Source organism: Pontibacillus sp. HMF3514 (assembly GCF_009858175.1).
In the GTDB taxonomy this organism is placed as follows: Bacteria; Bacillota; Bacilli; order Bacillales; family BH030062; genus Pontibacillus.
This window is the reverse complement of sequence record NZ_CP047393.1, coordinates 1,746,449-1,766,682: the sequence shown is the minus strand read 5'-3', so window position 1 is coordinate 1,766,682 and position 20,234 is coordinate 1,746,449. Positions and strand designations below refer to the sequence as shown.

The following is a 20,234-nucleotide window of genomic DNA, read 5'->3' as shown; positions in this document are numbered from 1 at the left end:
TCCTGTTCCTTTCATTCCTATAATATAAATTGGCTTAAATCTTTATTTTTTGCAATTGAAGATAACTTGTCGTCTACATATGCTTTTGTAATCTCAATCGTTTCCATATTAATATCTGGGGCTTCGAAGGATAAATCCTCTAATAGTTTTTCTAAGATTGTGTGTAATCTACGAGCTCCAATATTATCGGTCTCTTGATTTACTTCAAATGCAACTTCTGCGAGTCTGTTTACAGCTTCGTCAGAAAATTCTACATTTATACCTTCTGTTTCTAATAATGCCTTATATTGCTTTAATAATGCGTTTGACGGCTCCGTAAGAATATTCACGAAATCTTCTACTGTTAATTTATCTAGCTCAACACGAATTGGGAAACGGCCTTGTAATTCTGGGATAAGGTCTGAAGGTTTCGCCATGTGAAAAGCTCCTGCAGCAACGAACAAAATATGATCTGTTTTAACAGGTCCATATTTTGTCACAATTGTTGATCCTTCTACAATCGGAAGAATATCTCTTTGTACACCTTCACGAGATACGTTTGATGAAGATTGCTCATTTCCGCCTGTCACCTTATCAATTTCATCAACAAAAATCATACCAGATTGCTCTGCCTTTGTTACAGCCTCTTGTGATACTTCATCCATATCAATTAACTTCTGGGCTTCGTCCTGTGTTAACACTTTTCGTGCTTCAGCCACTGTTAGACGTCGTTTCTTAGACTTTTTAGGCATGAACTGACTAAATGCATCTTGCATGTTCATCCCCATTTGTTCCATTCCCGAACCTTGTAGCATATCAAACATAGAAGGCTGCTGTTCGTCTAGTTCAACTGTTACCATGTGATCCTCTAATTCACCCATGGCTAACTGATGAGCTACACGCTTTCGCTTTTGTTCAACATTATCTTCTTCTTGTTGTTCTGTTGTATCGTCTTCTGATTGTTGTTGGTTAAAGAACATTTCTAGTGGGTTCTTCATATTCGTTTGCTTTTTCTTCTTTGGAACCATTAATTCAACAATACGTTCATTAGCAAGTTTCTCAGCTCGTTCTTTAACACCTTCCATTTTCTCTTCTTTCACAATACGAACCGATGTCTCAACTAAATCTCGTACCATTGATTCAACATCACGACCAACATAACCCACCTCAGTGAATTTTGTTGCTTCAACTTTAACAAATGGAGCTCCCACTAGTTTAGCTAAGCGTCTAGCAATTTCAGTTTTACCTACACCAGTAGGACCAATCATCAAGATGTTTTTGGGAACAATTTCATCCTTTAATTTATCAGACAGATTCATACGTCGGTACCGATTCCTCAGTGCAACTGCAACAGCTTTCTTAGCCTCTCTCTGTCCGATAATATATTGGTCTAATTGCTCCACAATCTGTCTTGGCGTTAAGTTATTCGCCATACATGAACACCCTCCTTTAGTCCTCCAACACCTCTAAAACAATTTCGTTATTTGTGTACACACAAATTTCTCCAGCAATCTCTAATGCAGCATGCGCAATTTCACTTGCTGTTTTATCTTGTGAATGACGTTTTAGCGCTCTTCCTGCACTTAGTGCATAATGGCCACCTGATCCAATAGCTAATATGCCATCATCTGGCTCAATGACTTCACCTGTACCTGAGACAAGATACATATGCTCTTTATTCATAACGATAAGCATAGCTTCCAAGCGTCTCAAAACTTTGTCGCTTCTCCATTCTTTTGCCAATTCAACAGCTGCTCGAGCTAAATTACCGTTATATGTTTCAAGTTTTCCTTCAAACTTTTCAAATAGTGTAAACGCATCCGCCACTGAACCTGCGAACCCAGCTAAAACTTGACCTTTATATAATGTACGAACTTTCTTTGCCTTGTGTTTCATGACAACAGCATTTCCAAACGTTACTTGACCATCGCCACTCATCGCACATTGGCCATTGTGCTGTACTGCAAAAATCGTAGTAGCATGAAAAGGGTGCTCCATTCGTTCCACCTCATTCCTTAATATTTAACCATTATGCCCTTGGATGACTATTCATATAAATATTACGTAAATGATCCTTGGTTACATGAGTATAAATTTGAGTCGAACTTAAATGTTCATGTCCTAAAAGCTCTTGTACAGAGCGTAAATCCGCTCCCTCATTAAGTAAATGTGTAGCAAATGTGTGTCTTAACATATGGGGAGTAACATGAATCGTTAATGCTGCTTTCTTAACCATTTGCTCTAGTATTGTTGAAATACCTCTAGGTGTTAAAGGTGCGCCTTTAGCATTTAAAAAAACTGTATCATAGGATTGTTTTGATTTTTGTAATAACGAGTTTCTACCATTATTAATGTAAGCTTCTAATGCTTCTTGCGCAAAACGGCCGAAAGGTACATATCGTTCTTTACGACCCTTACCATGGATTAATACTGTACCTAACGAAAAATCAATATCTTGCAGGGTTAATTTTTTACATTCACTAACACGCATACCTGTAGCATATAAAATCTCTAATAGGGCTTGGTTGCGTTCTCCAAGAGGGGTACTCGTATCACTGACATGAAATAATTTCTCCAATTCCTCCTGGTATAAAAAATCAGGGATTGGTTTATCCATTTTCGGTAGGGATACAGAGATAAAAGGATTACTTGTTACGATCTCTTCTCTTTCTAGGTACCGATAAAACGTTCTAAGGCTTGATAGTTTTCGTGACACAGTTCTCCTAGAAAGCTTTTGATCATATTGCTCCGTTAAAAAGACTCTAATAACGGCATAATCCACTTCTCCCAACTGGACAATTCCTTCTTTGTTCAAAAACTCAAAGAATGAATCAATATCCCTCTGGTAAAAGTGGATGGTATATGGAGATGCGTTCTTTTCAATTTGTAAATATTCTGTAAACGCTTTGCGTTCTTCAACAAACTTTTCCATACAATCCCCCCACATAAGGCGTTTAAATATTAACACAAGACAAACCCCTTATGCAATGGATTTTACAAAATTGCAACAAAATTCTGAATTGTTTCCCATAAGTGCAAATTTAAATCGAACATGAAGTAGTTCTTTTAGCTTAGGTAAGTGTACAGAACGTGCACATGACCATCATGGCCAATGTGTGAAGGTGTTATACGTTTACCGTCAAGCAAATTTCCTTACCATCCGTAGATTATAGCTTGAACGATTTTGAGTGTCAATTAAGTCGGGATAAAATTGTTTCTATGTAAATATTTCAAGAAATAATATCTTATTCGACTAAAGCCCCCTTATCTGGAAGACTCGAAATCGAGATAAGTTGAGAGCAGTCCGTTGCTTTTATGAGAGGTAGGGGTTCAGTGAAACGGCAATACTCCTGCTGCCCCACACGACGTGGGGTAGGTCGACGTTGCCACACGATGTGGCGGTCTTAGTCGATCTTCATTATTTACTTTCAGCCTCCTCGTTCACTCCGTTCTCTGTGGGGTCTCATCTGCCCTTTCTACCGCGGGAGTTTGCCGTTTCCCTCACCCCTTAAGGTTGTGGAAGTTAACGGACCCTAGTTGTATGAGTTCTAACCCTTGCGGACATATGGTACCTTATTTGTGACAAAATGGACTTTTAAAGATGATTTGAAGCAAATAACGGGATGAATGTCCGTAAGCTCTTCAAAAAGATCATTAAAAAGACATTAGCTGAACAAATGTCCTTTAGCATCGTCTTCTTAATATCGCTGTGGTTCCGTTAATCATCATTCGGCTAAGGTGGGCTGGGAAACGGTCTGACTCCTCCGGAAAAACGGGCGAGCGAGACCCCGCAAGAAGCGTAGCGGATGAGGAGGCTCGATCGTTCGTCCGGGGAAAGCAGCCCGTTTCCCAGCCCGCCGCACTCCATAAAAGCAACGGAACCACTCCGCACCAGCTTATTCAATATTACTGCCATTTAACGGAGTAAAGTTTACTGAACTTTGTTTTTCTATACAATAAAAAAAGAGCATTGAACTGTGTTACCATTCAATGCTCTCTAACTATTGGATTACTGGGCTTCTTCTTTGTAGTCGCATTCTGTACATTGTACCTGTACTTTTTTCTTGGATTTTTTCTCCACCATTAACGAGCTACATTTTGGACATGGCCTGCTGATCGGTTTATCCCAAGAGATAAAGTCACATTCAGGATATCGATCGCAACCATAGAAAGTGCGGTTTTTCTTGCTCTTACGTTCAACAATATTTCCTTCTTTACACTTCGGACAATCTACACCGATTTCTTTTAAAATTGGTTTTGTGTTGCGACAATCTGGGAAGTTTGAGCATGCCATAAACTTTCCATAGCGTCCCATTTTATAAACCATTTCATGTCCGCACTCTTCACAATCCTCACCAGCAGGTTCATCTTTAATTTCGATTTCTTCCATTTCCTTCTCCGCTTTATCGAGGCGTTTTTCAAAACCTTGATAAAATTCATCAATAACTTGAACCCACTGTTTTTTACCTTCTTCAATGGCGTCCAGATTTTCTTCCATCTCAACTGTAAAATCAACATTGATGATCTCAGGGAAGTATTCTTTTAAGATATCAATGACAATCTCACCTAACTCAGTTGGCACAAACCGTTTACTATCAAGACTTACATAGCCACGTCGTTGGATTGTATCAAGCGTTGGTGCGTATGTGGAAGGACGCCCTATCCCCATTTCCTCAAGCGTTCGCACTAAACGCGCTTCAGTATAGCGGGGAGGCGGCTGTGTGAAGTGTTGATTCGGTTCAATGGATTCAGCCTTCACCGTCATGCCTTCCTCTAATTCCGGAAGCAGTTTATCCTCTTCCTTCTTATTATCATCACGGCCCTCTACATATAACTTCATGAAGCCTTTGAATTTAACTTTTGAACCTGTGGCTCTAAATTCAATTCCTTCATTTAATAAGTGAACCGTCATGGTATCCATCACTGCAGGAGCCATTTGACTTGCAACAAAACGCTCCCAAATTAATTTGTATAAACGATATTGGTCTCGTGATAAATACTGTTTCATTGTTTTAGGGTCTCGAATGGTTGATGTAGGGCGAACCGCTTCGTGAGCATCCTGTGCATTTTGAGATTTCTTCCCTTTAGTACCACCATTACCTAAGAAGTTTTTTCCGTATTTTTCTTCGACATATTGCGCAGCTTCTTTTTTAGCTGTATCGGAAACACGTGTAGAGTCCGTTCTCATATACGTAATTAAACCCACAGTGCCCTCTTTCTTACTCAATTCAATTCCTTCATATAATTGTTGAGCTAGCATCATCGTCTTTTTCGCTTTGAAGTTCAATTTACGTGCTGCTTCTTGTTGTAAAGAAGATGTTGTGAAAGGAGCTGCTGGATTACGTTTACGTTCTCGTTTATTCACTTTATCTACACTGAAGTCTTTGCCTTTCATTTGAGATAAAATCTTATCAACCTCTTCTTTGGAGCCAAGCTTTTGCTTTTTCCCTTGCACTCCATAAAAGGCTCCCTCGAACTTTTCCTTATCTTTCGCAAACATACCGTCGATAGACCAGTATTCTTCAGGTTGGAAGTTTTTAATCTCATTCTCGCGATCGTTAATTAATTTAACTGCTACAGATTGAACACGACCAGCACTTAAACCTTTTTTAACTTTCTTCCATAATAAAGGACTAATATTATATCCCACTAACCGATCAAGAACCCGTCTTGCTTGTTGAGCATCAACTAGATCCATGTCAATTTTACGTGGTTGCTTAAATGATTCTTTAATCGCATCCTTCGTAATTTCATTAAAAACAACACGGCATTCAGAGGTTTCATCAATGTTTAAACCATGTGCTAAGTGCCAAGCAATTGCCTCACCTTCACGGTCAGGGTCGGCTGCGAGATAGACTTTCTTCGCTTTCTTAGCAGCTGTTTTTAATTCCTTGAGGACAGGCCCTTTACCTCGGATGGTAATGTATTTAGGTTCGTAATTCTCTTCAACATTTACCCCCATTTGACTTTTGGGTAAATCAATTACGTGACCCATAGAAGCTTTCACACTATATTTTTTTCCTAAATAGCGTTCTATTGTTTTTGCTTTTGCAGGTGACTCCACTATTACTAAATAATCTGACATATATGTTCCTCCCAAAACGAGGTTTGAATCGCTTTATAATACATGTTCAAAAGAGGTGCAGTGATTCATCTGCTGTAATTATGAGTCTTTTGAACAACCTCATATCTCCAATCATTTATGAAAACGTTTATTTTATTTTAAAATCTTCCCTATTATTAAATATTTCTTCTCACTTTGTCAAACATCATTTTCTTATTTTTCCCGAATTGACGGTTAGGAAGATGGATTATTTGACATGAATCGACACCAGTTTGCTCTTAATTCTTCCCAATCTTCTGATAAATCATGGGTATTTTGAACTAATTTTGCTCCCGTTTGAATTAAAGTGTGACATCCTTTTGAACGGTTATCAAGTATGGAATCAGGAATGGCATATACTTCTCTGCCCTGTTCTAACGCTTGATCTGCTGTTATGAGTGAACCGCTACGTTCCTTTGCTTCTACCACAAGTGTGCCATAGCTTAAACCACTTATAATTCGATTACGTTCTGGGAAATGCCACTTTTGAGGTGCTATGTGAGGGGGATACTCTGAGATAAGAAGATGGTTTCGAGCAAGTTTCTTCATTAATTCCCTATTTTGTTTAGGATAACAATGTTCGAACCCAAACGCTAAAACAGCTATTGTTGTTCCCCCTTCTTCAATGGCAAGCTGATGTGCAAATGTGTCTATTCCCTTAGCCATTCCACTTACAATATTCCACTCTTCCTTAATTAGAGGAGTAAGGATGTGGTTCATTTTTCTTTTAGCTTGAGTTGTACAATGTCTTGTTCCTACAACACTTATAGATGGTAATCGTTTGAGAAGATCTTTATGACCAGCTATATAGATAACAGGTGGTGCATCTGGTATGGAAAGGAGTTGTGGTGGGTAATCCAGATCATAGAAAGTGATGGGGCTATATTGACCCATGATGGCTCTTGTTTTGTTCCAGGATTCTGTGGACTGAAGATGGTGATATAATTGTGAAGCTTTTTGAGGAGATAAATGATATGTGTTTTGAAGAGTCTCAGGTGATTGTTGAAAGAGGAGTTTAAGTGTAGGATCTTTTTGAAGGATAGAACGAATAACACCTCTAGATCCATAAGTTAAGGTGTGTAGATGGATTAATCGACATTTTGCGTCATGCAATCTTATCGTCTCCCTTTTAAATTTGGAATAAAAGCCCCTGAAAGATCAGGGGCTTGTGTCTATTAATGTGTTTTACATTTTTCATAGATTCCGTTATTTTTCAGTACGTTGATAAGTGTTTCACCCATAACTGCTGGTGTGTCTGCCACCTCGATACCGCACTCATTCATAACTTTAATCTTCTCTTCTGCTGTACCTTTACCACCAGAAATGATAGCGCCTGCGTGACCCATACGTTTTCCTGGAGGTGCTGTACGTCCGCCGATAAAGCCTACTACTGGCTTAGACATGTTTGCTTTCACGTATTCAGCAGCTTCTTCTTCCGCTGTACCACCGATTTCACCAATCATGATTACACCGTACGTATCCGGATCTTCTTCAAAAGCTTTAAGTGCATCAATGAAATCTGTACCATTTACAGGGTCTCCACCGATACCAACAGCTGTTGATTGGCCAATACCTGCTTCAGATAACTGATGAACCGCTTCATACGTAAGTGTACCACTGCGGGATACAACGCCAATGTGACCTTTTTTGTGAATGTAACCAGGCATGATACCAATTTTACATTCTTCAGGCGTGATAACTCCTGGGCAGTTTGGTCCAACAAGGCGTGTTTTCTTACCTTCCATGTAGCGTTTAACTTTAACCATGTCTACAACTGGAATGTGTTCTGTGATACAGATCACCATATCCATATCAGCATCTGTAGCTTCCATAATCGCATCTGCCGCGAATGGAGCTGGTACATAGACAACGGATACGTTAGCGCCTGTTTCTTGTACAGCTTCTTCAACTGTGTTGAATACAGGTACGCCTTCTACCTCTGTACCACCTTTTTTAGGTGTTACACCACCAACAATTTTTGTACCGTACTCTAGCATTTGTTTTGTATGGAAAAGAGCTGTAGAGCCTGTAATACCTTGAACAATTACTTTTGTATCTTTATTAATATATACACTCATTTTCGTCCGTCCTTTCTTATTTTACTAATTCTACGATTTTCTCAGCTGCTTCAGCCATGGATTCTGAAGCTGTAATGTTTAAGCCTGACTCATCAAGAATCTTCTTCCCTTGCTCTACGTTTGTACCTTCAAGACGTACAACAAGAGGGATTTCAAGACCGACTTGCTTCGTTGCCGCTACGACACCTTCAGCAATAACGTCACATTTCATGATTCCACCGAAGATATTGACGAGAATACCTTTTACACTGGAGTCGGACAAAATGATTTTGAATGCTTCTGTAACTTTTTCAGTTGTAGCTCCTCCACCAACGTCAAGGAAGTTCGCGGGTTCGCCACCATAGTGCTTGATCGTATCCATTGTTGCCATTGCAAGACCAGCACCATTAACCATACAACCAATGTTACCATCTAGTGCGATGTAGCTTAGGTCGTATTTAGAAGCTTCGATTTCTTTTGGATCTTCTTCGTCAAGGTCACGTAGTTCTTGTACGTCTTTTTGACGGAATAGAGCGTTATCATCAAAGTTCAATTTCGCATCAAGAGCTAGAACTTCCCCTTCACCTGTTGTTACAAGTGGGTTGATCTCAGCAATTGAGCAATCTTTTTCAACAAATGCTGTGTAAAGGTTCATCATGAACTTAACAGCTTTTCCTAGCATTTCATCTGGAATATTAATGTTGAAAGCTAAACGACGAGCCTGGAATGGCATAAGACCAGTAACAGGGTCGATTACTTCTTTGAAAATTTTCTCTGGAGTTTCTGCGGCTACTTCTTCAATTTCAGTACCGCCTTCTTCAGACGCCATCATAGTAACGCGGGATGTAGCACGATCCAGAACAATACCTACGTAATATTCTTTTTGGATGTCGCATCCTTCTTCAATTAGTAAGCGCTTTACTTCTTTGCCTTCAGGACCTGTTTGATGAGTTACAAGTGTTTTACCTAAAATTTCATCGGCATATGTACGCACTTCATCTAAATCCTTTGCAACTTTAACACCACCGGCTTTACCGCGGCCTCCTGCATGGATTTGTGCTTTTACTACCGATACGTTTGAACCTAATTTTTCAGCTGCAGATACAGCCTCATCTACGGTATAGGCTACGTGGCCATTGGGAACGGCAACGCCGTAATTTCTTAAAATGTCTTTCCCTTGATACTCGTGAATGTTCATCTTCCATCCTCCCATCAATTTTCACTGCATGACCATTGTATAAAAAATCTATACAAATTGTCCACAAATTCAAAAAAGAAGTACAAAAAGTTTGTCAAAATTTCTTGATAATCCGCTAAATACAAGAAAAATATTCCGCAAATGTAGGCATTTGAGAACAATTATGATTCTATTCAGCAATATGGCAGTTATCTGGAATAAGCATCTGAGTGAGAGGGTGGGTTCGTTGCTTTTGTGAGGCGTGGGGGTCATTGAAACGGCAATACGGCTAAGGTGGGCTGGGAAACGGGCTGACTCCTCCGGAAAAACGGGCGAGCGAGACCCCGCAGGGAACGTAGTGAGTGAGGAGGCTCGATCGTTCGTCCGGGGAAAGCAGCCCGTTTCCCAGCCCGCCGCACTCCATATAAGCAACGGAACCATACGCACCTTATCTCGAATCCAAGTCTTCCACATAAGGGGCCTTTAACGGATTAAGAGACATAAAAAAAACTAAAAAACCTAGTCTATACAACTAGGTTTTCTTCACATATCAAACTACTTCTTCGCTTGTTTATCAATTTTATAGACAAAAGCAAATACCTCAGCCACGGCTTGGTAAAGTTCCTCAGGGATTGTTTCATTGATATCTAGTTCACCTAATAAATTTACCAGGGTAGGGTCTTCTTGTATGGGGACGGAGTTTTCTTTTGCTTTCTCAATAATGTTGGTTGCAACGTCCCCTTTTCCTTTTGCCACAACTTTAGGTGCTTGTTCCGCTTCTGCATCATAATTTAAGGCAACTGCTTCTCTTCGTTTTTCCTCATTACTCATACGCGAAAATCTACGCCTCCTTGAGAATAAGGGCTGGAATACCGTTGTTTCGCTGCCACTTCGCTTGATTTTGCTTCCGTCTCTAGAGACCTATGTCTTACGGTAGAGAGTTTATAATCAAGTTTTTCTAGCCCCTCTTCTAGCATTGGTTTAAACGACTTTATAATATTCTCTGCTTGGTCATTATTTGTGTATAGCGAAAGCTGGACAATTCTTTTTTGAATCCGCATATCTATAACTGTTTCATCCAATGACTCTAGCTGCAAATAGAATAGAATATGGCAATAATCAGGATCGACCTCATCTTGTTCATTCTTTCGTCCTTCAAGGTCCATGATAAGGTCTTGTTCGATACCAAACCAGTTCCCTGGAAGTTGTAAGTTCATTTGGAGTGTCTGGTCTGAATCTTGTACAGATAACACCATGCCATTGAGATGGTGGAGCATAGAGGATAATTTATCTGAAACTTGTGCTGGAAGTGCGTCTTGCAAGCCCTGTAAAATAGACCCTTTTAACGTATTATTAGTCTTTGCAAGCTCTACTCCATCTTGCTGATTAATCAATTGATATTCATAGTTCAACCCACTTTGTTGCATCGTGCTTTTCAATTGTGTTAAAAAATAATCTTTCCCAGTTGGAAGAACTGCTGCGTGTTCCTGTTGAACAGAGGATAGTAATGGCAAAAGGGTTCTTGTTTCATGTTTTGTAAGCTGGCTATTCGCTATGTCCTGTACAGCCTGAAAAACCTGTCTCGCACGACCTATCGTTTGTTTTACTTCATCAATGGTTTGAGCGTTTTGGGTTTGACTCAAAAATTGCCGTACAGCTTCTCTATTTACCCCTTGTTGTTCAAGCTGCGAGGATATTTTATTCAACATTCCATCTTGTTGTAGCGTTATAGAAGCCTGTCGTAAAGCTTGTAAATGTTTTTCATTAGATATATTTGTTCCTTCAATGATTCGAGAGAGATTCTGCGAAAGTGTTCTTAGTTGCTGTTGATTTCCTTTTGAGATTGGTAGCTGTTTTTGAAATAACTCAACCAAACGTTTCGCAATGGTTTCTTCATTCGTTTGAGATAATGGTGCGCTTTGGAAATGTGTGGATGCCCCTTTTACATCAGGAGAGTTAAACCAATTTTTAACTTGTTCCCTCCAATTTGATTGATTTTGATTGTTAGGTATTAATTGAGCTTTTTGTAAAAGGGAATAGGTGGTCTGACTTTGCCCCTCTGAACTTCCTCCCATTAAACTCGTTAACTGTTGAGTAAAAGATTGGCTCGATTGACTTAGGAAAGAATTTGATATTGATTGATTTGCTTCAGTATTCGAGGTCTGTACTCCATGTAAAGACTGTAAGGATGATGTCAGTGTTGGACTATTGCCCATGCGTTCACGTAAAGCCAAAAATATGGATTCTTTCAATGGCAGCTTTTTATTCATCATCTCAAGTAACACATTTTTCGTTTCTGGGGATGCACTATACTTCTCCAGAAGTTGAAAGGCTTGCTTCAGATCGTTTTGTGAAAAAGGGATATTTTGTTTTATGAGTTGTTGGACTAGTGAAGCCCTGTCTTTTTGATAGGCCATCCCTAATTGAGATAAAAGGGAGGAAACACTCTTATCACCTTGACCTGCAGGTGAATCACCAAGAACCTTCAAATGAACAAGGTCCTCCGATGATTCTACCTGAAACATATACTTTGCATGAAGGTTTAAAGCTGCTTTTAATTGAGCACTCATTTGTCTATTTCCAATCTGAATGAGTGCTTTCTGGCCGGGAAATAGTTTTAACACCTTCCCTGTTACCATTTGACCTGGCTTCAAAGAGGCATGTTTAGTAGAGTGTGTAGAAGTTGTTCGTAGGGATTCCATTACTTGAGAAGCCAAGTTTGCATTCAAAATGCTCATCTCCTTTATATGATCATGAGGTTGATTGTAACACCTTTTTTACGGGAGCAAATGAACAGCGGTGATAAGGAGTTGCACCATGTTCCGCAAGGGCGTCCATATGTTTTTTGGTTCCATATCCCATATTGCTACCGAAATCATAGGTTGGATATTCTTCGTGAATTTGTTTCATATATCGATCTCTGGTTACTTTAGCTAAAACACTTGCTGCTGCTATAGAAATACTCCGCTGATCTCCTTTTACAATCGCCTCAAAAGGAACCGATGATTCATGCAATTGAACAGCATCAATGAGCAATTGATCTGGAGCGGGTTTAAGTTGAGAGACTGCTCTTCTCATAGCCATTTTGGTTGCCTCATAAATGTTCAATTCATCGATTTCATCGTTGTGAACAATTCCAATTCCATAGCTCACAGAATATGCTTGAATATAGTCGAAAAAGCTATCTCTTTGTTCTTCTTTTAGTTCTTTAGAATCGTATAAGCCTTCTAAATAAAAAGAATCATCTAGAATGACTGCAGCAGCGACTACAGGACCGGCTAATGGGCCTCTACCTGCTTCATCAATACCTGCTATGTACTGTTTACCTTCCTGCCTATAGGTGTCTTCAAACACTTTCATATCCTGAAATTGCTGTTTTAGTTTAGCTTTGCGTTCAAGTTCTTTTTCATATCGGTTTATAAGTTGTTGAACACCTTTACGATGATCGTTTTTAAACGTATCCATCTGTTCTTCAGTACATGTTTCCTGAAATAATATTTGTTTGATCTCTTTTATGGTTTTTTTATCGCTCACGGTTTTCCCCCATTTGTTCTTCTATCGGCTCATTATATATAATCCTGAATAAAGCTCAGAAAAAACCTACCACAATGGAGCGTGGTAGGTTTTCTATCACTCATTATCTTCTATCATTTCAGGTGTTTCAAGCGTCAATTGACCTAGCTTGCCTCCGCGTAAATCACGGATTATGACTTCAGCTACTTTATCATAATTGATACGACCGCCACTTTCTAAACAGCCACGCTTTTTACCAATCCGATCAAACACTTCTTCCATATCTTCAATGTCTGGAGTTAAGTCATAGCGTTCTTCTAACACTTCTGGATAATGTTCTTGAGCAAAGCGAATAAAATAGGCTGCGACATCTGGAATGGGTAATATATTATCTTTGATCGTCCCAAGGGCTGCAAGACGATATCCAACGTTTTGGTCTTCAAACTTCGGCCAAAGAATACCTGGTGTATCTAATAACTCAAAATCTTTCTTTACTTTAATCCATTGCTGAGCAGTTGTAACGCCAGGTTTATCACCTGTCTTGGCAATCTTCTTCTTGGCTACACGATTGATTAACGTTGACTTTCCGACATTTGGAATACCAATGATCATCGCACGAGCTGCTCTTGGACGCAAACCTTTATTGATCTGCTTTTGTACCTTTTCCTGACCTAAATCTTTAGCAGTTTGGATGACTTTTTGAATATCCTTTTGATTTTGAGCGTTAATTGCAATAGCTCTAATTCCTCGGCTTTCATACCAATGAATCCAAGCATCTGTGCGGCGCTGATCTGCTAAGTCTTTTTTCATCATCAAAACCATCTTTTGTTTTTGGTTTAACACTTGATGAAGCATTGGATTTTGAGATGAATATGGAGATCTTGCATCAACTAACTCAATAACAAAGTCAACGAGCTTTAACTTTTCTTCAACTTCTCTTTTGGCTTTAGCCATGTGTCCTGGAAACCACTGTATTGTCATTTGTAATCACCTTCTTTTATGCATAAGACAATGTGGAAATGAAGATTATAGATTATTTCCCTACAAAACCGAAACGATCTAATGGCCAGGCAATTAATTGCGCCTTTCCTACAAGCTCGTCTACAGGAATTAATCCGAGTCTCCTACTATCTTTTGAATTTGTGCGATTATCCCCTAACACAAGTACATGTCCATCTGGTATTTTCTCGAAATTGCCCGGAAGATTTTCTAAAGTAAAATTATGAGTGTATGTTCCTGTGAAGGATTCCACCCGTTCCTCCAGAAATGGTTCTTTTACAGGCTTATCATTTATATACAATGTTTCATTTTCATATTTAACATGTTCCCCTGGTAATCCGATTACACGTTTAATATAGTCTCTAGATTCAGTGGCATGAAAAACAACAACATCAAAACGATCTGGCTCACCTAGTATGTAACTAATTTTATTGACTATTAAGAAGTCTCCGTTTTGTAAGTTAGGTTGCATGGATGGACCATCTACAATAACCGGAGAAAATAGAAACAAACGTATGATAATTGCTAAGATGGCAGCAATTCCAAACGCTTTAATCCAATCAAACCATTCACTTCGCTTTTCAGCCACCTTGATCCCCCTTATCTTCTAAAAAACTCTTATTAAAGAACAAAAAGGAGCCTGGCAAAAGCAAGCTCCTTTTCGATGATTACAACTCTTAGCGGATTTCTTTGATACGCGCTGCTTTTCCACGAAGGTTACGTAGATAGTAAAGCTTAGCACGACGTACTTTACCGCGACGAGTAACTTCAATTTTATCGATGCGTGGTGAATGTACAGGGAATGTACGTTCAATACCTACGCCGTAAGAAATCTTACGTACGGTAAATGTCTCAGAGATTCCTCCGCCACGGCGCTTGATTACAACACCTTCAAACACCTGGATACGTTCACGGTTACCCTCAACAACTTTAACGTGTACCTTTACCGTATCACCAGCTTTGAATGCCGGAAGATCTTGTTTTAGTTGTTCTTGAGTAATTTCTTGGATTAACTTTTGCATCCTTGTTTCACTCCTTCTCCACCAATGCTCTTACCTGGATTCACCTGGTAGCGGAACATTGTTAATTCACTTAAGTATCGACTTAAGCACAAGGTTTAATATACCATATTCTAATTTGATCTGCAATAATCTTTATTGATTCTTCCATTTTTCTATCCATTTTAATTCTTTTTCTGAAAATGGATAGTCTTCTAATAGATCTTTGCGTCTTTCAAATGTTCTTTTTAAGGATTGATAATGTCTCCATTCATCAATCTTAGCATGATTCCCTGATAACAACACTTCGGGTACTTGCATGCCTCTAAAATCACGAGGTTTGGTGTAATGAGGATGCTCGAGTAACCCATTTGAAAAGGAATCTTCAGGAGCAGAAGTCTCGTTCCCTAACACGCCTGGTAATAGACGAACGACACTATCCATAACGACCATAGCTCCAAGTTCTCCTCCGGTTAACACATAATCACCAATCGAGATCTCATCCGTCACAAGGTGTGTGCGAATCCGTTCATCATAACCTTCATAGTGACCACATAAAAAAATTAAATGATCTTCTTGGGCCAACTCCTCTGCTTTTTCTTGTGAATGCGGCTCACCTTGTGGGCACATTAATATGACCCTCGGTTTTTTATTAGAGGATTGTTTCTCTATCGTTGACTCAACAGCATCAAATATTGGTTGTGGTGAGAGCACCATTCCAGCCCCGCCACCATATGGCGTATCGTCTACTTTTTTATGCTTACTTTCTGTGTGTTCCCGAAAGTTCACTGTGTTATAAGAAAATGCGTTCATGTCCTGTGCTCGCTTCATGATAGAAGTGTTTAACACTCCTTCAAACATCTCGGGAAACAGGGTTAGTACATCAATATGCATTACTCTAGCAGCCCTTCCATAGGTTCAATGATTATCTTTTCGTTCTCTGGGTCCACATGCTTAACGACTTGTTCAATGTAAGGGATTAAAACATCTTTTTGTTGCGGTCTTTGAATCACCCAAACATCATTTGCACCAGGAGATAAAATTTCCTTCACCTTTCCTATGGAGCTTCCATCCGTTGTCTCCACATGACACCCTATAATTTCATGATAATAAAATTCTCCTTCATCCAAAGGGGTCTGCTGCTCTTTTGTTATCGCGAGTTTGCCACCTTTAAAGCGTTCAACATCATTGATATTGTCATACCCCTGAAAATGAAGAAGATGAAAATTCTTATGAGTACGATAGGCATCAATCGTAAGTGGAACTTGTTCTTTGCTATCAGGTGAAACCCAATACACTTCATTTCCTACTTCAAAACGATCCTCAAAATCAGTCACTTGAATGACACGAATTTCTCCTCGTACCCCATGGGTGTTGACCACTTTTCCAATCGTAAACAGATCTTTATTCATCTCTATCACCTATCTATTCGTATCACTTTACCATCTTGAACAATAATAGCACCTGTGCTACTAACATCTTCCCAAATGTCCCCTTCTTCTACATTGACGATCGTTTCAACCTCGTCTTCAGTGATCTCACTGCCTAAAGGAAGTACATCGAGTTGTTCAAGCTGATAGTTAATCCAGCGAATTTTTTCTTTACGTTTATCAATTTCCTTTTGAAACCTCTTCGATACGTCTTCTCGAGAAATATTCTGCTTGGCTTCTATTTTGCGTTTTTCAAAAGAGAGTTGCTGACATTCCTGATCTAGTTGAGATTTACGCTTATCAAACTGCTCCTGCATGGAAGCTTTGCTTGATTCGGTTAATACCTGCTTAACGGGTACTTTTTTTATAATCTGCATTGATCATGCCCCTCACATCCTCTTTAGATATGTAAAAAGGGAAAGGGTTATCCCCTCTCCCTTTTACATAATATCCAAATAGATTCGCTTTTTGGAATTTGATCCGGCTGCATAAACAACGGTTCGAATTGCTTTTGCAATACGGCCGTGTTTCCCAATCACCTTTCCGACATCGTCTTTATGAACCGAAAGATGATACGTAATTTTACGTTCTTCTTCTTGTTCATTCACGACGACCTCATCTGGGTGATCGACTAGCGGACGTACAATCGTTTCAATTAAGGCTTTCACGTTATCACACTACTTTACTTTTGAGTTTTTTGTGCGTGAAACTTCTCCATGATGCCTTGAGTTGAGAATAGGTTGCGTACTGTGTCAGAAGGCTTAGCACCTTTAGTCATCCAATCTAATGCTTTCTCTTCGTTAAGAGTAACCTCTGTTGGTTGAGCTGTTGGATTGTATGTTCCGATTTCTTCGATAAAACGTCCGTCACGAGGAGAACGTGAATCTGCAACTACTACACGATAGAATGGGTTACGTTTACTACCCATGCGCTTTAGGCGAATTTTTACTGCCATTGTTAAATACCTCCATATTTCTATTGCTTTAATTAATAGCTTTACACAAGTTTAGATTGTAGCAGAGAAGTTCAAGTGTGTAAAGGGTTTTTACATTACATAGCTAAAAAATACCTTTAAATCCTACATAAACGGTAAATTAAAGCCGCCTTTTTTACCCTTCTTACCTTTTTGATTCGTCATCTGCTTCATCATTTTCTTCATATCATCGAACTGTTTTAATAAACGATTCACCTCAGATACGTTACGTCCGGATCCTTTAGCGATACGTTTTTTACGACTTGCGTTCATGATACTAGGGTCTTCACGCTCTTTTTTCGTCATAGACCGAATGATCGCTTCAATATGATTGAGCTGATTCTCATCAATCTGAGCATTTTTCAACCCTTTCATTTTGTCAGCTCCTGGGATCATGCCGATGAGTTCATCAAGTGGCCCCATGTTGCGGACTTGCCCCATTTGCTCAAGAAAGTCATCCAACGTAAAGGATGCGTCTTTCATTTTTTGCTCAAGTTCCTTAGCTTGGTCTTCATCAACTTCAGCTTGCGCTTTTTCAATAAGGGTTAAAACATCTCCCATTCCGAGAATACGTTGAGCCATACGCTCTGGATGGAATGGTTCTAATTGGTCAAGTTTCTCACCCATACCAGCGAACTTAATTGGTTTCTCTGTGACTGCTTTAATAGATAGAGCAGCACCACCACGAGTATCACCATCAAGCTTAGTTAATACAACACCTGTTACATCTAATTGTTCATTAAATGTTTCAGCAACATTTACCGCATCCTGACCTGTCATTGCATCAACTACGAGGAAAGTCTCGTTCGGATTTACGGTAGAACGAATTTGTTGAAGTTCATCCATAAGATGTTCATCAACATGTAGACGTCCTGCTGTATCAATAATGACATAGTCATTATGATTTTCTTTAGCCTGCTGAATTGCTTCTTGAGCAATATCAACAGGGTTTGCTTCTGTGCCTTTTGAGAAAACAGGCATACTTAGTTGCTTGCCTAGTGTTTCAAGTTGATTGATCGCTGCAGGACGATACACGTCTGCGGCAACAAGTAGCGGGCTTTTATTGTGTTCTTTGCGTAAATGATTTGCAAGCTTACCAGTAGTAGTTGTCTTACCTGCACCTTGCAGACCAACCATCATAATAACTGTTGGAGGACGATTAGCTACAGCAATTTTGCTTTGCTCGCCACCCATTAAGTCTGTAAGCTCTTCTTTTACAACCTTAATGACTTGTTGTCCTGGAGTTAAGCTTTGCATAACCTCCTGGCCAACTGCGCGTTCTTTCACTCGTTTAACAAAGTCTTTTACAACTTTAAAGTTTACGTCTGCCTCAAGTAGAGCCAGGCGAACTTCACGCGTCATTTCCTTAACATCAGCTTCCGTTACTTTACCTTTGCCTTTGATTTTCTGTATCGAATTCTGCAGACGGTCGGCTAAACCTTCAAATGCCATAAAAAGCCGCCCTCCTAATCTAAATTCTCAAGAGATGTAAGGATGTTTTGAACATTCTCATCATCATATTGAATGGATTGTTTTAATTGATTCAGAAGCTCTTGTCGCTTTAAAAAGCGATCATATAAGTGCAGCTTGCTTTCATATTCTTCAAGCATGGACTCTGTCCGTCTAATGTTATCATAAACAGCTTGTCTACTGACCTCAAATGTATCAGAGATTTCACCTAGTGAATAATCCTCTAAATAGTACAGTTCCATGTAGCTTCGTTGCTTATTCGTAAGCAATTCTTGATAAAAATCAAACAAATAATTCATTCGAGTTGTTTTTTCTAGCAAAGCAAGCACTCCTTGTTAAGTGAAATGCCTTTACATACAAATAGTACAGAATGAAAGGCAGGTGTGTCAAGGCGTCATAGCCATTTTCATGAAAAGAATGGGTGGTTATTCTTTCCACCCACTCTTTCTTAAAATCATTCAAACGTTTTAGTCTTCTTCTTTTTGTTCACTTTCTTCAAGCATATCAGCAAACAAACCATAAACAAACGCATGCGCATCAAATGCTTGTAAGTCGGTTACTTTCTCACCAAGTCCAACAAATTTCACTGGAATATCAAGTTCTTTTCGAATAGCCATGACAATACCACCCTTAGCTGTTCCATCTAATTTTGTTAGAACAATACCACTAAGGTTTGTTGCTTCAGAGAAGATTTTAGCCTGACTAAGTGCATTTTGACCCGTTGTAGAATCTAATACCAATAAGGATTCATGTGGCGCCTCTGGAATTTCACGCTCAATTACCTTGTTCACCTTAGAAAGTTCATTCATAAGGTTTACTTTGTTTTGAAGACGACCTGCTGTATCGCAGATTAAGACATCTGCTCCTTTGGATTTTGCAGATTGTATACCATCATAAACAACAGCTGCTGGGTCGCTTCCCTCACTGTGTTTAATAACGGGTACACCTACACGTTCTCCCCAGATCTCTAGTTGTTCAATCGCACCAGCACGGAACGTATCTCCAGCTGCTAAGACGACATTTTTCCCTTGTTCTTTTAGTCGATGAGCTAGCTTACCAATTGTTGTGGTTTTTCCAACTCCATTTACACCAACAACAAGAAATACTGTTAAGCCATCTTCATTAAACTTAAGCTCTTCAACTTCTTCATCGTCATCACCATAATAGATGTCGACTAGTTTTTCAGAAATGACTTCTTTTACTTCGGAAGTCTCCTTAATATTACGTTTCTTCACTTCGAACTTTAATTCGTCAATAAGGTCCATCACGGTATTCACACCAACGTCAGCCGTGATAAGAATTTCCTCTAATTCTTCGAAGAAATCTTCATCAACAGTACGATAGCGAGCAACAAGATCGTTTACCTTGCCTGAAAAAGAATTACGAGTTTTAGAAAGTCCTTGTTTAAATTTTTCTGATAGACTCTCTTTTTCCTCATCCTCTTCTTCACTTGAGTCCGCTTCTACCGTTTGCTCTTCATATTCCTCTTCTTTTTGCGTGATTTTTTCTTTTAATTTCTTAAAAAAGCTCATATT

At 39.3% G+C, this 20,234-nt stretch carries 21 protein-coding genes; all 21 read right to left on the bottom strand.

The annotated features are described in order from the left end of the window. Window positions 1-17: 17 nt before the first annotated feature. The 21 genes from hslU to ftsY all read right to left on the bottom strand — a co-directional run bounded on the left by hslU (window position 18) and on the right by ftsY (window position 20,231). Window positions 18-1,412 carry an ATP-dependent protease ATPase subunit HslU gene (gene hslU / locus GS400_RS09130; protein ID WP_160101051.1) on the bottom strand — a complete coding sequence of 465 codons (1,395 nt, stop codon included), beginning with the start codon at window positions 1,410-1,412 and terminating at the stop codon, window positions 18-20. Window positions 1,413-1,428: 16 nt separating this feature from the next. Next, entirely contained in the window at window positions 1,429-1,977 is a 549-nt protein-coding gene (gene hslV / locus GS400_RS09125; protein ID WP_027448278.1) for an ATP-dependent protease subunit HslV, read from the bottom strand. A 31-nt stretch (window positions 1,978-2,008) separates the two neighbouring features. After that, window positions 2,009-2,911, bottom strand: a complete 903-nt coding sequence (gene xerC / locus GS400_RS09120) for a tyrosine recombinase XerC (protein WP_160101050.1) — start codon at window positions 2,909-2,911, stop codon at window positions 2,009-2,011. A gap of 1,077 nt (window positions 2,912-3,988) precedes the next feature. After that, entirely contained in the window at window positions 3,989-6,064 is a 2,076-nt protein-coding gene (topA, locus tag GS400_RS09115) for a type I DNA topoisomerase (RefSeq protein WP_160101049.1), read from the bottom strand. 213 nt (window positions 6,065-6,277) lie between these two features. Next, the gene (gene dprA, locus GS400_RS09110; RefSeq protein WP_160101048.1) at window positions 6,278-7,195 is read right to left on the bottom strand and encodes a DNA-processing protein DprA; all 918 of its coding nucleotides are present in this window, start codon (window positions 7,193-7,195) and stop codon (window positions 6,278-6,280) included. Between the two features lie 62 nt (window positions 7,196-7,257). Further along, the gene (gene sucD / locus GS400_RS09105) at window positions 7,258-8,160 is read right to left on the bottom strand and encodes a succinate--CoA ligase subunit alpha (protein WP_160101047.1); all 903 of its coding nucleotides are present in this window, start codon (window positions 8,158-8,160) and stop codon (window positions 7,258-7,260) included. Between the two features lie 16 nt (window positions 8,161-8,176). Then, window positions 8,177-9,337: an ADP-forming succinate--CoA ligase subunit beta gene (gene sucC, locus GS400_RS09100; protein WP_160101046.1), complete on the bottom strand. Its 1,161-nt coding sequence runs from the start codon at window positions 9,335-9,337 to the stop codon at window positions 8,177-8,179. A gap of 534 nt (window positions 9,338-9,871) precedes the next feature. Beyond that, window positions 9,872-10,147, bottom strand: coding sequence for an EscU/YscU/HrcU family type III secretion system export apparatus switch protein (locus GS400_RS09095; RefSeq protein ID WP_160101045.1), 276 nt, complete (start codon window positions 10,145-10,147; stop codon window positions 9,872-9,874). Beyond that, on the bottom strand, window positions 10,144-12,045 hold the full coding sequence (locus GS400_RS09090) for a hypothetical protein (RefSeq protein ID WP_160101044.1): 1,902 nt from the start codon (window positions 12,043-12,045) through the stop codon (window positions 10,144-10,146). Before GS400_RS09090 ends, GS400_RS09095 begins: the two co-directional genes overlap by 4 nt. Before the next feature lie 22 nt (window positions 12,046-12,067). Further along, a complete protein-coding gene (locus GS400_RS09085) occupies window positions 12,068-12,850 on the bottom strand; it encodes a ribonuclease HII (RefSeq protein WP_160101043.1) in 783 nt (260 codons plus the stop codon). 96 nt (window positions 12,851-12,946) lie between these two features. Continuing rightward, a complete protein-coding gene (gene ylqF, locus GS400_RS09080; RefSeq protein WP_160101042.1) occupies window positions 12,947-13,810 on the bottom strand; it encodes a ribosome biogenesis GTPase YlqF in 864 nt (287 codons plus the stop codon). Window positions 13,811-13,862: 52 nt separating this feature from the next. Continuing rightward, window positions 13,863-14,417, bottom strand: a complete 555-nt coding sequence (gene lepB, locus GS400_RS09075) for a signal peptidase I (protein ID WP_160101041.1) — start codon at window positions 14,415-14,417, stop codon at window positions 13,863-13,865. Window positions 14,418-14,505: 88 nt separating this feature from the next. Then, on the bottom strand, window positions 14,506-14,850 hold the full coding sequence (gene rplS / locus GS400_RS09070) for a 50S ribosomal protein L19 (RefSeq protein ID WP_160101040.1): 345 nt from the start codon (window positions 14,848-14,850) through the stop codon (window positions 14,506-14,508). Window positions 14,851-14,982: 132 nt separating this feature from the next. Continuing rightward, entirely contained in the window at window positions 14,983-15,720 is a 738-nt protein-coding gene (trmD, locus tag GS400_RS09065; protein ID WP_160101039.1) for a tRNA (guanosine(37)-N1)-methyltransferase TrmD, read from the bottom strand. Next, window positions 15,720-16,238: a ribosome maturation factor RimM gene (gene rimM, locus GS400_RS09060; RefSeq protein WP_160101038.1), complete on the bottom strand. Its 519-nt coding sequence runs from the start codon at window positions 16,236-16,238 to the stop codon at window positions 15,720-15,722. The genes trmD and rimM overlap by 1 nt, the downstream gene beginning before the upstream one ends. A 5-nt stretch (window positions 16,239-16,243) precedes the next feature. Further along, window positions 16,244-16,633 carry a YlqD family protein gene (locus GS400_RS09055; protein ID WP_160101037.1) on the bottom strand — a complete coding sequence of 130 codons (390 nt, stop codon included), beginning with the start codon at window positions 16,631-16,633 and terminating at the stop codon, window positions 16,244-16,246. A 63-nt stretch (window positions 16,634-16,696) separates the two neighbouring features. Then, entirely contained in the window at window positions 16,697-16,924 is a 228-nt protein-coding gene (locus GS400_RS09050) for a KH domain-containing protein (protein WP_160101036.1), read from the bottom strand. A gap of 14 nt (window positions 16,925-16,938) precedes the next feature. Next, window positions 16,939-17,211 (bottom strand): 30S ribosomal protein S16, encoded by a 273-nt coding sequence (gene rpsP / locus GS400_RS09045; RefSeq protein ID WP_027448262.1) that lies wholly within the window; start codon window positions 17,209-17,211, stop codon window positions 16,939-16,941. Between the two features lie 123 nt (window positions 17,212-17,334). After that, entirely contained in the window at window positions 17,335-18,681 is a 1,347-nt protein-coding gene (ffh, locus tag GS400_RS09040) for a signal recognition particle protein (protein WP_160101035.1), read from the bottom strand. Window positions 18,682-18,695: 14 nt separating this feature from the next. Then, the gene (locus GS400_RS09035) at window positions 18,696-19,019 is read right to left on the bottom strand and encodes a putative DNA-binding protein (protein ID WP_160101034.1); all 324 of its coding nucleotides are present in this window, start codon (window positions 19,017-19,019) and stop codon (window positions 18,696-18,698) included. A gap of 147 nt (window positions 19,020-19,166) precedes the next feature. Further along, a complete protein-coding gene (ftsY, locus tag GS400_RS09030) occupies window positions 19,167-20,231 on the bottom strand; it encodes a signal recognition particle-docking protein FtsY (RefSeq protein ID WP_160101033.1) in 1,065 nt (354 codons plus the stop codon). Window positions 20,232-20,234: the final 3 nt, after the last annotated feature.

What these genes read in the sequence shown, in the direction of transcription:
- rplS (WP_160101040.1), bottom strand. Translation starts at nt 14,850, where the DNA reads ATGCAAAAGTTAATCCAAGAAATTACTCAAGAACAACTAAAACAAGAT.
- sucC (WP_160101046.1), bottom strand. Translation starts at nt 9,337, where the DNA reads ATGAACATTCACGAGTATCAAGGGAAAGACATTTTAAGAAATTACGGC.
- rimM (WP_160101038.1), bottom strand. Translation starts at nt 16,238, where the DNA reads ATGAATAAAGATCTGTTTACGATTGGAAAAGTGGTCAACACCCATGGG.
- ftsY (WP_160101033.1), bottom strand. Translation starts at nt 20,231, where the DNA reads ATGAGCTTTTTTAAGAAATTAAAAGAAAAAATCACGCAAAAAGAAGAG.
- hslU (WP_160101051.1), bottom strand. Translation starts at nt 1,412, where the DNA reads ATGGCGAATAACTTAACGCCAAGACAGATTGTGGAGCAATTAGACCAA.
- rpsP (WP_027448262.1), bottom strand. Translation starts at nt 17,211, where the DNA reads ATGGCAGTAAAAATTCGCCTAAAGCGCATGGGTAGTAAACGTAACCCA.
- xerC (WP_160101050.1), bottom strand. Translation starts at nt 2,911, where the DNA reads ATGGAAAAGTTTGTTGAAGAACGCAAAGCGTTTACAGAATATTTACAA.
- GS400_RS09095 (WP_160101045.1), bottom strand. Translation starts at nt 10,147, where the DNA reads ATGAGTAATGAGGAAAAACGAAGAGAAGCAGTTGCCTTAAATTATGAT.
- GS400_RS09055 (WP_160101037.1), bottom strand. Translation starts at nt 16,633, where the DNA reads ATGCAGATTATAAAAAAAGTACCCGTTAAGCAGGTATTAACCGAATCA.
- topA (WP_160101049.1), bottom strand. Translation starts at nt 6,064, where the DNA reads ATGTCAGATTATTTAGTAATAGTGGAGTCACCTGCAAAAGCAAAAACA.
- ffh (WP_160101035.1), bottom strand. Translation starts at nt 18,681, where the DNA reads ATGGCATTTGAAGGTTTAGCCGACCGTCTGCAGAATTCGATACAGAAA.
- hslV (WP_027448278.1), bottom strand. Translation starts at nt 1,977, where the DNA reads ATGGAGCACCCTTTTCATGCTACTACGATTTTTGCAGTACAGCACAAT.
- sucD (WP_160101047.1), bottom strand. Translation starts at nt 8,160, where the DNA reads ATGAGTGTATATATTAATAAAGATACAAAAGTAATTGTTCAAGGTATT.
- ylqF (WP_160101042.1), bottom strand. Translation starts at nt 13,810, where the DNA reads ATGACAATACAGTGGTTTCCAGGACACATGGCTAAAGCCAAAAGAGAA.
- trmD (WP_160101039.1), bottom strand. Translation starts at nt 15,720, where the DNA reads ATGCATATTGATGTACTAACCCTGTTTCCCGAGATGTTTGAAGGAGTG.